The organism is Chryseobacterium fluminis, from assembly GCF_026314945.1.
Lineage (GTDB): Bacteria > Bacteroidota > Bacteroidia > Flavobacteriales > Weeksellaceae > Chryseobacterium > Chryseobacterium fluminis.
Map to the genome: position 1 here is coordinate 3,149,036 of NZ_CP111121.1, position 13,785 is coordinate 3,162,820.

Genomic DNA, 13,785 nt, shown 5'->3' on the forward strand with positions numbered 1-13,785 from the left:
TTTAATGGTTACATGACAAAAAAGCAAAGAGCCGAGCTCGTACAAATAGAATTAGAAAAATTATATCCGGAAGTTCCTGTTCCTTTAGATCATACCGATCCGTATACATTGATGGTAGCAGTAGCATTGTCTGCACAGACTACGGATAAAAAAGTGAATCAGGTTACGCCTCATCTTTTTGCAGTGGCAGGAACACCGCAGCGGATGGCAAAACTGGAGGAATTTCAGATAAAAGAACTCATTAAAGAAATAGGGCTGTCCAATACCAAAGCCAAAAATCTGAAACGAATGGCTGAACTTTTATTAGAAAGGCACCAGGGAGTCGTGCCTCAGACTTATGAGGAACTAGAAGCTTTGCCGGGGGTGGGGCACAAAACAGCTTCTGTGGTGATGAGTCAGGGGTTCGGGTTTCCTGCTTTCCCAGTAGATACCCATATTCACAGGCTGATGACGCAATGGAAGCTTACCTCAGGGAAAAATGTGGTGGAAACCGAAAAAGATGCAAAACAACTCTGGAAAAAAGAACTATGGAATAAGCTTCACCTTCAGATTATCTATTACGGAAGAGAATATTCTCCGGCAAGAGGAAAAGGGGAGAAAGATTTTATTACGAAAATGCTGTTTGAAAAGTAACAGAATCCGTTTCAGTAAACGGATAGCCCAATCGAAAGATAATTGAAAAAATCCGTTTCCTACATTTGACTTTGTAAACATAGGAGACGGATGCCTTTTACAGGTCCAGCAGCCTTCTGTGGTAATTAACCTGCCCCAGATGATAATTTAGGTGCCCGACCAGATGGATCAGGAAATAATCTATCGTCATAGGATATCCCAAAGGTTCAATAGGGTAGGGTTTCTGTGTATCTTCTTCATTAAGCTGATCTAAAGTCTTTATTACGATCCGGATTGTGTCTTCCACTTTTCTAAGTAATTCGGTTCTGGGAATATCTTTCTGTGAAAATTCAAGATCACGGTCTCTTATGTAGCCTGAATCTCCCAGGATTGCTCCGATGTAATGGCTGAGGTTTCCTACGAGGTGTAGACAGAGATTTCCGGAAGAGTTGGAAATATTCTTGTCTGTTTTCCAGATCGATTCTTCATTCTGATACGATTCAATCTCCACTTTTAACCGGTTTAAATCTCTCTCGTAAAGAGATTTGATGGATTCTGTTATCATCTTTTATTTCTGTATTCTGATCTATATTTCTAAAGCAATATAATGAGATATAAAAAATTCACTATAATATATAAAACAAGGGAGTTAATAGCTGCCTGTAAATGATTGTTTGATATCAATCATCTCTGCTTCTTAGCCCAAAGTTCCATTTTTCTGTTCAGAACATTCAATGGAAGACATCCCTGGCTTAAAACTTCGTCATGGAAGTTCGCCAGTTTAAACTTACTTCCGAGCTCTTTCTGATACTTTTCTCTCAGCTCACGGATTCTCAATGAACCGATTTTATAGCCCAAAGCCTGTCCGGGCATTGCCATATATCTTTCTACTTCGGCTGTTGCTCCGGCTTCATCATAAGAAATATTGCTTAGAAAATACTTAATAGCATCTTCTCTGGTCATTTTTCCGGTATGCAGACCCGTGTCTACTACCAGTCTCACCGCTCTCAGCATCTGGTCACTTAAATAGCCCATTTTCTGATAAGGGTCAGTATACAAGCCAAATTCCGGGCCCAGCGTTTCACAGTAATGGGCCCAGCCTTCACCATAAGCCCCGAACCAGCCAAATCTCATAAACTTCGGAAGTTTCGTATTCTCCTGTTGAAGAGAAACCTGGTAATGATGCCCGGGAATGGCCTCATGCAGGAATAAAGATTCCATTCCGGAAGTTACGTTAAACTTTGAAGGATCAGGAAGAGGAACATAAAAAATTCCGGGTCTTTTTCCATCCGATGTTCCCTGAATATATTCTGCACTGGCACTCGCTTCTCTGAACTTTTCGGTCTGTCTGATCTCAAATTTTGTTTTAGGAGTTACATTGAACATGGTTTTAAGTTTCGGGCTGATCTTCGCTAAAATACCGTTAAAGCTTGCTAAAACCTCTTTTGAATTTTTATAAGGCATTGCTTTCGGATCAGTTTTTACAAAATTGATAAACTCTTCCAATGTTCCGGTAAAGCCAACCTGCTGTTTTACTTTCTCCATTTCTGCACGCAACAGGGCAACCTGCTGCAGACCTGTTTTATTGATTTCATCCGGGGAAAGATTGGTGGTTGTCCAGCTTTTAGCATAATACTGATAAATCTCTCTTCCATTGGGAAGACTGTTGTATCCGTCTGTATCTCTTGCTTTTAGCAGGTATTCCTTTTCTAAAAAATCTCCCATTTTAGTATAAGCCGGAATGATTTTTTGAATAATAACATCTTTATAAAGTTTTGAGAATTTATCTTTTTGAGCCTGTGTGAAATTTTGGGGAAATTTTCTGATGGGGCCGTAGAAGATATTCTTCTCCATATCGGAGGTCGTGATTTCTTCTGCTCGCATTTGGGGTATCATTTTTACGACCAGCTTTTTGGGTAAAACGATCTTGTTATTGATGCCGTCACAGAAATTTTCAGCGGCAGCATTCATCCAGTCAGGAAACTTTTCCATTCTTTTGAACCAGTCGCTGTAATCTTTTTCTGTCTTAAAGGGCTGGCTTCCTTCACCGCTGCCATATAACGGAAATGTTAAAGGAAGTCCTCCAAACTGGGTAAACGGAATGTATTCGGGATGATAGGCATAGACTTCAATCCTGTCCTTCAAAGTATAATCCAGAACATCATACACGACTTTATTATCGTCTGAAAGACTTTTATAATCCACATTAGAAAGCTGTTTCTGAACGGAGCTGTAGAAGGCGATCTCCCCAGAAATAAAATCTTTGTCTATATTAATCGGTAACTGGTCATTGTATCTCGGGTCTCCCTGTGAAGTGGCTTCCAGAGGATACATCTTAAGATATTGCTCATAATAATTAGAAGCTATGGAATCCAGATTACTCGGCGTGACTTTGGTTAAAGGGGAATCAGATTTTTTGCATGAAAACAAACTTATGGCTAAGCCTGCAGCAATAAAACCTTTCGATAAAATATTTTTCATTATCAGGATCTTTTGAGTAACAAAAATAAGTAATATTTAGAATAAGCTGAATGGTCTTGTGAAATTGATTGAAAAAATAACATTCAAAATATTTTTCACTTTCAATCTATTTTTTATCTTTGCTGAAAACGTTTAACAATCATATTATTACAGTTCTTTTTTAAGAAATAATGAAAGGGATTTTAAAAATTTACCATCCGGAGGAAACGCTAAAGTACAATATCAGAAATACTTATTGTAAAGCCGTTTACAGCAACCAGCAACACCTTCTTGAGGTTGAGATCATTACGGATGACGGGTTGGATCATGTGGATGATGATTCATTACAGTACAATTTTCCGCAGCTTTCTTTTGAAGTTTTTGATTTCCCCTTAGACTCGGGAGAAATTGAGGGAAAATCTATTACCATTGATGATTCCGATGAGGAAACCTATACGGAAGTAGACCTTTTTGATGATGAGGAAGCTTTTATTTATGATAATGAGCTCCAGTTTGAAAAAAACGAGGAGGGTGAGCTCCAGGTAATCTGGAAAGGAACGATTGACGATTTCTACACGGGATCAGATACACCCATCCCATTCAGGTTAAAATGCGAGTTTAAACAGGATGATATTGTGGTAGACGAAGATTAAATTCCTCTGCCCCTGTTTTTAGATCAAATTTCTTTTCAGAATTCTTTTTGGAAAGAAATTGCTGTTTTTGCGCAATAACAAATTTTTAAGTTGTTTTAAGCAATTTTTAAGATATCAATTGATAATATTCCACTACATTTGTCGTTAAAACTTTTATAAAAATACACATTAATGCTGTTAACGGAACTTACTCAGATTTTATTCGCACAGGTTGCTACCCCTGCAGTAGCTGCAGAAGATTTAGAATTTTCATTTTGGAAAATTATGTTTCACGGAGGAGCTTTCGCTAAAATAGTGATGGTAACCGTGTTGCTGTTGGGTGTGTTTTCTCTATACCTGTTTTTCGAACGCTTTTTCTTTATTAAAAGGTTAACTTCGAAAACAGACTCCAATTTTATGGATAATATCGAAGACTTCATTAAAGAAGGCAAAATAGAAGCTGCAGCCGATTATTGTAAAAGACAGAATTCCCCGGAGGGAAGAATTCTTGAAAAAGGAATTTCACGACTGGGCCGTCCCGTATCAGATATTGTAAGTGCTATGGAATCCCAGGCTCAGGTAGAAGTAGCCAATATGGAGAAAAACCTGAATCTTTTGGCAGTGGTACCCAGTATTGCACCGATGTTGGGTCTTTTGGGAACAGTTATCGGGATGATTATTGCATTTTTTAATTTATCTCACGCAAGCGGATCTTTTTCTCCCAAAACATTGTCAGAAGGTATTTATACCGCTTTAGGGCAAACTGCTGTGGGTCTTGCGGTGGCAATTCCGGCCAACTTTTTCTACAATATTCTTTTAACAAGAATAGACAAATTTGTTCTGAAAGCCCAGAATATGTCAGGAGAATTTTTAGATCTTATCAACAAACCTTTATAAATCTTCGGTATGAAAATTCAAAGAAGAAATAAAGCAAATCCTGAATTTAGTCTGGCCGCGATGACGGATGTTATCCTTCTGATGCTGATCTTTTTTATGATCACCTCATCTGCAGCCAATCAGAGCGCGATTGATGTAAAATTACCGAAGGCAGGAGCTGTGGATGATAATATTCCGAATCCGCTAACGGTAAGCATTAAACCGGACGGAACCTATTTTGTAGATGATAGCCCCGTGGACCGGGTGCAGCTGGAACAGATCATCGTTGATAAATTAGCCAGTCAGACCAATAAGTCTTTTACTATACGGGCAGATGAAAACACAATGCATAAGGATGTTGTTTTTGCAATGGAGATAGCCGAAAAGCACAAATTTAATATCGCCATTGCCACAGTTAAGGATAAATAGCAGTCCCGGAATTCCGGAAAAGATCATGTAAGATGAAAAGCCATATTGTAAACAAAGGAGAGGAAAATAGAGACCGGATTAAAAGTGCATTACTTTCTATCCTGATTTGGTCTGCGATCCTGCTTTTTGTTTTTATCTATAAACTGAAGCCGGAAATCGAAAAGGAGCCCGAAGTGGTAACGACAATGCTCGTTAATTTCGGGGACAACAGAAATGGAGAAGGTACTGAGGAACCTGCCGAACAGCCTGGAAGTTTAGCTGCTGCAAGTGAGGAAGTGACTACGGAGCCTGTAGAAGCTGCTGTTCCTGAAACAAAAGCAGTGATAAAACCGGAACCTGTTCCTGAACCGAAAAAAACGGAGGCCAAAGAGAAGGTCATTACGGGAAATAATTCTAAACTAAGCGCACCTAAAAAAGAGGATGCTAAAAAAACAGATAAAAAGTCTGCTACGAGCACTTCAGCTACTAAAAATACAAAGAAATCGGGTGCGGTGACAGGAAATTCCAAAACCGGCAACGGCGATGGAAAAGGAAATGCAGCGATTGGAAATTTACTGGCAGGAAGAGGAAAAAACCCGGGAAATCAGGGTGATGGAAAAGGACCAGGAAATGCAGGTGATCCTCTGGGCGGTGACGGTAATGGAGACAGCAAAGTAGGAATAGACCGGAAATTAGTTTCCTATATCCCGGGAACAATGGGAAGAGGCGGTGCGCAGCCTGCTAACAGCTGTACGGCAAGCGGAACAATCACCATAGCCTACACTGTGGATAAAGCCGGAAATGTTGTCTCTGCAAGAAGATCGGGAGGAACTTCAGATCCCTGCATCAGTTCAAACGCGGTAGCTTGGGTGAAGAAATATGTAAAAGCCGAAAAAGCCAGTACATCATCTACAGGAACCTATAAAATTACCTTCTAAAAATACAAAGCGCTTTATTCAAGTGCTTTTTTTATTTCCGAGATTCTGTTGATAACCGGGAGCGCAAAGATCCCGCTGGTTTGAAGATAAAGCTCATAAAATGTCTTGGCTTTGTCTAAAAACTCATTATCTTTCTCTCCCCGGCCTTTGAAATAGAAAAGGTTTCCTAACATCTCGTAATAATCTTTGTGGTCTCTTTCCTGCCTTTCATTCACGATTTCTATGATTTCCTCCTTGGATTTCAGTGAAAGGGTCGTGAAGTCAAATTTGAAAATATCTCTCATTAAAGAATCGAAGTCCAGTTCTTTCTGCATTAAGCTTTCTTCAGGTTTGTCTAAAATCAGTTTTTCCAGTGCCTGACTTAACTGGCGTATGAGTCTTAAAGTGAATTCTTTATCTGTTATCATAATTGATTTAAAGTTTTATGTTTAAAGTTATTAGTGGTTTCGGAAATCTCAATCACTAAGTTGTTTTCTGATTAAAAGAATTTATATACACGGGCGGTGGCTGAGGTTCTCGAAGCCTCCCGTATTTATTTAAGCAAAGAAAAGATGCGCCAGGATAATCGCTGTAATAACACCTACCAGATCCGCTAAAAGCATAGCAATTACCGTATATCTGGTGTTCTTTACAGCTACTGCCCCAAAATAAACGGCAATCACGTAAAACGTCGTATCTGAGCTTCCTTGAAGAACTGCCGCTAATTTCCCCTGGAAACTATCCGGACCGAAAGTAGCCATCGTATCCATCATCATTCCACGTGCTCCTGAACCGGATAATGGCTTGATTAAAGCAGTGGGAAGTCCGTCTACAAATCTTGCATCTAAATTGGAAGCATTGGCAACCCATTTCATTCCGTCAATAATGACTTCAAAAACGCCTGAAGTCCTAAGAAGTGAGATAGCGATTAACATCCCAACCAAATATGGAATAATTTTCACACTTGTAGTAAAACCTTCTTTTGCTCCATCTACAAAAGCTTCAAAAACATTGATTTTTTTATAAACAGCTCCCAGTATAATCGCGAGGAAAATGAATAGAATTAGTCCATTACTCAAAACCTGACTGAATATATCTAAAGCTTCTTTACTCAATCCCGTAAGATACCAAACCAGAGCGCCAATCAATACAGAAATTCCTCCAATGTAGGCTAAAAGAACAGGTTTTAAGAGATTTATTTTTTGATAAACAGAAACTATAATCATTGCAGCCAACGTCGCCGCAAAAGTAGCAATCATACAATACAGGAAAATATCCGTCGGGTTTTTAGACCCGGCAGAGGATCTCAGGGCGATAATCGAAACCGGAATCAAAGTCATTCCTCCGGCATGAAGGCAGAGAAACATGATTTGTGAATTACTCGCCGTATCTTTATTTGGATTTAAGCTTTGAAGACTTTCCATCGCTTTTAATCCAAAAGGAGTCGCAGCATTATCCAAACCCAGAAGATTCGCACTAAAATTCATCAGCATATGTCCAAAAGCCGGGTGATCTTTCGGAATTTCAGGGAATAATTTAGAAAAAAATGGTTGAATTAATCGGCTTAAAAGATTGATTCCGCCTGCTTTTTCTGCAATACTCATGAAACCCATGAACAGTGCCATGATTCCAATCAATCCCAAACAGATTTTTACTGCAGTTTCGGAAGTGCCGATTACGCCGTCTGTTTCCTGAACACGGTAAACTTTTACATCTTGTCTTAAAGAATCGGTTCTATAATGAATTCGGTTGTCTTCAAAACTGTTTTTTTTCATCAGACTATCCCGAACAATCGGTTCAACAACACTCATCTTTTGTGTTGCGATTTTTACCGTATCACCACCTTTTCCTACCACCATATCATTGAAAATGGTTTTGTAGTGGCTTGATGAAACGTATTTTATACTGGCAATGGCAATAGCTATGATAATAAAAGCCGACCAAATTCTGCTGAGAACCATTTTATTGAATTAAGATTGTTTAAACTTATCAAAAAAACTTCAGATTACAAAGAGGGGATGAATTTTTAAGTCATTGCCAGGCATGAAATAACGAAGTAATCTTTTAATATTAGTAGGAACGTGCTAAAGCCGATTTAAAGAATGACGGGTATCAAAATTGGCTCTGGCCAAAACATAGATGAATAAAAGGTTTATTAAAATAGATTCTTCACTCTGCATTCGCCTCGTTCAGAATGACAACTATATGTTAACCGTCAATATAAAAAACATATTATTTTTCATCCAGGTAAACCAAAAATCCGTCAAAATCATCATCCAGTTTCTTTAAAACTTTGGCTTCCTTCATTTTTTTCTCAAGACCATCAATAAAAAAACTTTTCTCAAAAAACTGGCGGTGTGTTCCCGGTAAAAGTTCCATGAAATAATCCATTCCGATCTTATTGTTATGAAGATCCATTTTGGTTTCTAATGGCTTGTTCGGAAACAGTTCTTCATGAAGATCTGTGATTCTTTTACAGAATTTAAGAGCTTTCTTTGGAGAGGAAACCTTGCAGCAGTACATCATGATGAGCGCGCACCACAATGCATGTCTGAAAGAATTTCCTATACCATTGTTGGATGCGGTCTTGGGAAACTTTTTCTGCGCAATGGTAAATGCCTGTAATGTCGCATGAAAGCTCAGCAAAGAAAATAAGGGGTGGGGCAGAACCAGCGATAAAAGACGCATGATCTTTTTAAAGCTCATACTTCTGACGGTATTGATAAATATCCTGAATGTCCTCATAAATAAAAATCTCTCCCCAATTAGAGAGAGATTGTATTGTATTGATTAGAAAATTTAAGCGTTTACAGCCAATAAGTTAACTGTTTTAGCGACTGTATCTCTGATTTCAGTTCTCTTGACAATGAAGTCAACAAACCCTTTTTCCTGTAGGAATTCAGAAGTCTGGAAACCTTCAGGTAAATCTCTTCCGATTGTCTCACGGATCACTCTCGGGCCTGCAAAGCCGATTAATGCTTTAGGTTCGGCCATGATGATATCTGCTGTCATTGCAAAAGAAGCCGTGATCCCCCCGAATGTAGGGTCACAAAGATAAGCAATGTACAGAAGTCCGGCTTCTGAAAGCTGAGCTAATTTAGCCTGTACTTTAGCCAGCTGCATTAAAGAATAGGTGGCTTCCTGCATTCTCGCTCCTCCAGACTGACAGATAATCATATACGGTAGCTTGTGTTCAATACAGTAATCTATTGCTCTTCTGATTTTTTCTCCCATCACAGAACCTAACGATCCTCCGATAAAGGCGAAATCCATACAGGAAACGACCATTCTGGTTCCTTTGACAGTACCCACAGCGTTTCTGATAGAATCCGTTAATTTTGTTTTAGCCTTTACTTCCTTTAAACGGTCAGCATAAGCCTTTGTGTCCTTGAAAGTAAGGATATCTATACTTTCAACATGAGCATCCAGTTCAGTAAATTTACCTTCATCAAAAAGGATGTCAAAAAATTCTGCACTTCCTATCCTTACATGAAATCCATCTTCAGGAGAAACATAATTGTTTCTTTTAAGTTCGTCATTCTCAACTATTTTTCCTGACGGAGTCTGATGCCAAAGACCTTTGGGAACATCCTTTTTTTCATCAGTAGAGGTTGTTATGTTTTTTGCCTGTCTTTTAAACCACTCGAATGCCATATTGTCTGTATTAATGTACATTGTAGAATGTAAAATGTATAAGAGCACCGGAGTATCTTATACATTTTACTTTTACAAAATTATTTTAAAGTATTTACGTTATTTAAATCTTCAAACGCTTTTACCAGTCTTGCCGAGAAAGTTTCTTCACCTTTTCTCATCCAGCCTCTCGGGTCGTAAAATTTCTTGTTCGGTTTTTCTTCCCCTTCAGGATTTCCGATCTGAGTCCTTAAATAATCAATATTGTCGATCATATAGTCTCTGATTCCTTCTGTATAAGCGAACTGAAGATCAGTATCAATGTTCATCTTGATTACTCCGTAGTCGATGGCTTCTCTGATCTCTTCTAAAGTAGATCCCGAACCTCCGTGGAATACAAAGTTTACAGGCTTTTCACCGGTTCCGAATTTCTCCTGAACATATTTCTGAGAGTTATCAAGGATTTTCGGAGTAAGGACTACGTTTCCTGGCTTATATACCCCGTGTACGTTTCCGAAGGCTGCTGCAACAGTAAAATTATCAGAAATGGCTTTCAGCTTTTCATACGTATAAGCAATATCTTCCGGTTGAGTATATAATTTCGAATTATCTACATCCGAATTATCAACACCGTCTTCCTCACCTCCTGTAACCCCGATTTCAACCTCTAATGTCATCTGCATTTTGGCCATTCTTTCAAAGTACTGAGCTGAAATCTCCAGATTCTCTTCCAAAGATTCTTCAGAAAGATCCAGCATGTGAGAAGAATATAATGTTTTTCCTGTCTGCTTGTAGTGCTCTTCACTGGCATCCAGTAATCCGTCGATCCAAGGCAATAATTTCTTTGCTGCGTGATCGGTGTGAAGAATTACAGTAGCTCCGTATGCTTCTGCAAGAGTATGAATGTGTTTTGCGCCTGCAACTGCTCCTAAGATTGCAGCTTTCTGCCCGTCGTTGCCTAATCCTTTTCCTGCATTGTAAGCAGCTCCACCATTAGAAAACTGAATAATAACAGGTGAGTTTAGTCTTGCTGCAGTTTCCATAACCGCATTTACGTTGCTTGAACCAATTACGTTTACTGCCGGTAATGCAAATTTATTTTCTTTAGCATGCTGAAAAATATCAGTAACTAATTGACCTGTGGCAACTCCTGCCGGGAAAATTCTGCTCATGTTTTACTTTTTAATATAAATTATTAGGGTGTTTTTTAAATTCCTGTAAAGGTAATAATTTTTAAGCTATTGTTAATTTCTTTTGTCCCTTCCCCAAAGTAACTTCTGGCGGATGGTCTCATAGAAGCTCAGATTGTTGGGCTGTACCAGAAGGATCTGGAAACTGGCCTTTCTGACGATGATCTCTTTATCGGTTTCTATATGGATCAGCCGGGAGTCCAGAGAAAGAGAATACTGTGAAACCCTGCTTTCCACTTTGAATTTAATTTCAACGCGGTCGTTCACCACCAAAGGTCTTACATTAAGATTGTGAGGGGCGATCGGGGTAATCACAAAGTTTTCATTATTCGGGGAAATGATCGGTCCGCCACAGCTTAAAGAATAAGCAGTAGAACCTGTAGGAGTAGAAACGATAACACCGTCTCCCCAGAAAACATTTAAAAACTCATCATTAATATAAGAATCCACCGTAATCATGGATGTGGTCTCCTTTCTTGAAACAGTTACATCATTCAGGGCATAGGGGAAAAAACCTTCCAGTTCGGGAGAAACCACCTGGATGACAGAGCGTCGGCTTGTTTTTACATCTCCTCTTAAGATAGAATCCAGCTCTTTGAACGCTTCTTCTTTGGTGAAGCTTGCCAGAAATCCGAGTCTTCCGGTATTAACACCTACGATAGGAATCTCAAGATCTTCAATAAAAGTAAGAGAATTTACAATCGTTCCGTCTCCTCCGAAAGTGAAAAAAAGATCCACCTCTTTATCCAGAAGATCCTGTTTGCTGTTAAAGGTTTCAAATATTTTTGAAAACTGAAGGGCTTCAGCCATTTCATCATACAAAACAGATTTTACGCCTCTGTTTTCAAGTTCTGAAACAAATTTGCTTAAATATAAAAAAGTATCTAGATCTTTTTTCTGAGAATAGATGGCTGCCTTCATTTAGTTTTATATTTCTATGAATTTTTGGAAAAAACCGAATCTGTCATCGAACAGATCTGATTTCTCATCAGAGTAATACTTCTGTACGATCCGATAATCATACCGGTCGAATGTTTCATCAATAGAACTCAGATTTTCATTGCTGATCTTTACGGTTACATGAATCAGCTCATCGGACATGAAACTGATAAATGCACCGTAAAATTTAGAGTTGTTGCTTTCTACGATATTCGCGATCTCTGTCATAGAGTATCTTCTGGAGGGAACTTCTACGGTGAGAATAGCTCCCGATTCCGAAAACAGAGGATATTTTGAAAAATCCTGAAAAATGTCTTCACAGCTGATGTACCCCAGATATTTTTCGGCCTTATTGATTACAGGGACCACATTGGCATTGAAGGTATGAAACAAACGTATGCTGTCCATAATATTATGGTCTTCAAGAATAGCAAACCGCTCGATCTGGTGTTCCAGATCTTTCAGCGTTCCTTCTTCTTCATAAAGGAAATCCTGCGCCAAAGCTCCGTAAAAATGATGGGATTTTTTAACGAAAACATGTGAATATCCAAAGTCCTCTAACATGTTTCTTGCTGATTCTATAGAGTCAGTCAGGCTAAAACACGGGAAATCTTTTGAGATATAGTCCTTGATAAACATTGTGCTAATTTATAAAAAATTAAACGAATCCTATTTGTAATATTAAAGTTTTTTTTCTCAAAAAATAAAAAATGAGCTCCAAAATTTGTTTGTGTTTAAAAAAAAAGTATCTTTGTCGCCTTTCATTTTTACTTTTTATTAGATTTATTTCAAACTGCACTGTCTATAAGACATATGCAGTTTTTTTATTTTAAGGCCTTGGCAAATTCCCACATTACGATCCCTCCGCATACACTTACATTTAAAGAGTGTTTTGTTCCCAATTGTGGAATTTCCAGGAAGGAATCAATATTGGGTAAGGCTTCATCGCTGATTCCTTCTACTTCATTTCCCAGGATGACCGCATATTTTTTAGATGCATCAATTGTAAAATCTGTAATCATCAGGCTGTTGGAAGTCTGCTCAATTCCGATAATTTCAAAGCCCTGGCTCTTCAAATCGGAAATGGTTGTATTAATATTATTTTCATGACTCCAATCTACACTTTCCGTAGCTCCCAAGGCCGCTTTATGAATTTCACGGTGGGGAGGCTGAGGAGTAATTCCGCAGAGAATGATTTTCTGGACAAGAAATGCATCTGCCGTCCTGAATGTAGCTCCTACATTATGCATGCTTCTGATATTATCTAAGACTACGATTAAAGGGATTTTTTCAACCGTTTTAAAAGTTTCTACGTCTATCCTGTTGAGTTCTTCCAGTTTTAATTTGTGTACCAATGTTTTATTTTGTTGAGATTAATTTTCCGTCTCTGTAAACTTCTGTTTTCCCAATGCTTCCGTCTTCGCGGTAATGAACTCTGGTTCCGTTCCATTTATCATTTACGAATTCGGTCTCCCTTTGGATTTTTCCCGATGGGTAAAGCATTTTCCATTTTCCTGTAGCCAACCCGTTGTCATAATTTCCGATTTGCTTTACAGACTTTCCGTTTTCATAAAAAAGTTTACTTTCGCCATGCAATTTACCAAATTTAAAATTTGAAATCTCTGTAATGACTCCCGAAGCATTATAAAAAGTGGCTGTCAGGCTGTTGTCATAAATGTTTTTCTCTCCGTTTCTGAAAACTTCTTTTGATGTTAAAACTCCGTTTTTATCAAAATATTGCCATTCTTTAACCTTATATCCTTTTTTATATTCGCCCTTTGCCTGAATTTTCCCGTTTTCAAAATAAAATACAGCACTACCCTCCAGTTTTCCCATTTTCCATTCGGCAATTTCTTTGATCTGCCCATTGTCAAAAAACTGTTGGCAGCTACCATACTGCAGGCCGTCCTTGAAGCCGCATGGTTTTTGTGCTTTGAACACTGAAAATGCGAGAACCGGAATTAAAAGTGAAAACTTCATCGTTTTTTATTTTAAAAATTGAACTTAATAGTGTAAAATATATTTTAATATCGATTTATGAAGATGATTTTTTAACATTTTACTCCCCAAATATGGGTATTTATTCGGTTTTGCAAAATACCTATATTTGGTTAAAAT

General features: G+C 38.3%; 16 protein-coding genes. 5 read left to right on the top strand and 11 right to left on the bottom strand.

Features of this window, described 5'->3' with window-relative positions:
• The first annotated feature begins 12 nt into the window (after positions 1-12).
• On the top strand, positions 13-633 hold the full coding sequence (locus tag ODZ84_RS14435; RefSeq protein WP_266173074.1) for an endonuclease III domain-containing protein: 621 nt from the start codon (positions 13-15) through the stop codon (positions 631-633).
• A 97-nt stretch (positions 634-730) separates the two neighbouring features.
• Here the strand turns inward: ODZ84_RS14435 and ODZ84_RS14440 are convergent, their stop codons facing one another.
• Both ODZ84_RS14440 and ODZ84_RS14445 read right to left on the bottom strand, forming a co-directional pair.
• Positions 731-1,177: a DinB family protein gene (locus tag ODZ84_RS14440; RefSeq protein WP_266173075.1), complete on the bottom strand. Its 447-nt coding sequence runs from the start codon at positions 1,175-1,177 to the stop codon at positions 731-733.
• Between the two features lie 119 nt (positions 1,178-1,296).
• Entirely contained in the window at positions 1,297-3,093 is a 1,797-nt protein-coding gene (locus ODZ84_RS14445) for a DUF885 domain-containing protein (protein WP_266173076.1), read from the bottom strand.
• Between the two features lie 170 nt (positions 3,094-3,263).
• Here ODZ84_RS14445 and ODZ84_RS14450 point away from each other — a divergent pair, with 170 nt between their 5' ends.
• The 4 genes from ODZ84_RS14450 (at position 3,264) to ODZ84_RS14465 (ending at position 5,926) form a co-directional block, all read left to right on the top strand.
• Positions 3,264-3,725: a hypothetical protein gene (locus tag ODZ84_RS14450; RefSeq protein WP_266173077.1), complete on the top strand. Its 462-nt coding sequence runs from the start codon at positions 3,264-3,266 to the stop codon at positions 3,723-3,725.
• A gap of 171 nt (positions 3,726-3,896) precedes the next feature.
• Positions 3,897-4,601, top strand: coding sequence for a MotA/TolQ/ExbB proton channel family protein (locus ODZ84_RS14455; RefSeq protein ID WP_266173078.1), 705 nt, complete (start codon positions 3,897-3,899; stop codon positions 4,599-4,601).
• Positions 4,602-4,610: 9 nt separating this feature from the next.
• Positions 4,611-5,009 (top strand): ExbD/TolR family protein, encoded by a 399-nt coding sequence (locus ODZ84_RS14460; RefSeq protein ID WP_266173079.1) that lies wholly within the window; start codon positions 4,611-4,613, stop codon positions 5,007-5,009.
• A 32-nt stretch (positions 5,010-5,041) separates the two neighbouring features.
• Complete coding sequence (locus tag ODZ84_RS14465) at positions 5,042-5,926, top strand: ferric siderophore ABC transporter substrate-binding protein (RefSeq protein WP_266173080.1); 885 nt, start codon at positions 5,042-5,044, stop codon at positions 5,924-5,926.
• A gap of 14 nt (positions 5,927-5,940) precedes the next feature.
• On the opposite strand, the gene ODZ84_RS14470 is transcribed toward ODZ84_RS14465, so the two are convergent.
• From ODZ84_RS14470 to ODZ84_RS14510, 9 genes are all read right to left on the bottom strand, one after another.
• Entirely contained in the window at positions 5,941-6,333 is a 393-nt protein-coding gene (locus ODZ84_RS14470; protein ID WP_266173081.1) for a hypothetical protein, read from the bottom strand.
• A gap of 129 nt (positions 6,334-6,462) precedes the next feature.
• Complete coding sequence (locus ODZ84_RS14475) at positions 6,463-7,866, bottom strand: nucleoside recognition domain-containing protein (protein WP_266173082.1); 1,404 nt, start codon at positions 7,864-7,866, stop codon at positions 6,463-6,465.
• A gap of 271 nt (positions 7,867-8,137) precedes the next feature.
• On the bottom strand, positions 8,138-8,650 hold the full coding sequence (locus tag ODZ84_RS14480) for a DUF6973 domain-containing protein (protein ID WP_266173083.1): 513 nt from the start codon (positions 8,648-8,650) through the stop codon (positions 8,138-8,140).
• 54 nt (positions 8,651-8,704) lie between these two features.
• Positions 8,705-9,559 (bottom strand): acetyl-CoA carboxylase, carboxyltransferase subunit beta, encoded by an 855-nt coding sequence (accD, locus tag ODZ84_RS14485; RefSeq protein WP_266177371.1) that lies wholly within the window; start codon positions 9,557-9,559, stop codon positions 8,705-8,707.
• A gap of 80 nt (positions 9,560-9,639) precedes the next feature.
• The gene (gene fbaA / locus ODZ84_RS14490) at positions 9,640-10,710 is read right to left on the bottom strand and encodes a class II fructose-bisphosphate aldolase (RefSeq protein ID WP_266173084.1); all 1,071 of its coding nucleotides are present in this window, start codon (positions 10,708-10,710) and stop codon (positions 9,640-9,642) included.
• A gap of 72 nt (positions 10,711-10,782) precedes the next feature.
• Positions 10,783-11,649: an NAD kinase gene (locus ODZ84_RS14495; RefSeq protein ID WP_266173086.1), complete on the bottom strand. Its 867-nt coding sequence runs from the start codon at positions 11,647-11,649 to the stop codon at positions 10,783-10,785.
• Between the two features lie 6 nt (positions 11,650-11,655).
• Entirely contained in the window at positions 11,656-12,306 is a 651-nt protein-coding gene (locus ODZ84_RS14500) for a CBS domain-containing protein (protein ID WP_266173087.1), read from the bottom strand.
• A 185-nt stretch (positions 12,307-12,491) separates the two neighbouring features.
• Positions 12,492-13,022, bottom strand: coding sequence for an RNA methyltransferase (locus ODZ84_RS14505; RefSeq protein ID WP_266173089.1), 531 nt, complete (start codon positions 13,020-13,022; stop codon positions 12,492-12,494).
• A 4-nt stretch (positions 13,023-13,026) separates the two neighbouring features.
• Positions 13,027-13,647: a toxin-antitoxin system YwqK family antitoxin gene (locus tag ODZ84_RS14510; protein WP_266173090.1), complete on the bottom strand. Its 621-nt coding sequence runs from the start codon at positions 13,645-13,647 to the stop codon at positions 13,027-13,029.
• Positions 13,648-13,785 lie beyond the last annotated feature (138 nt).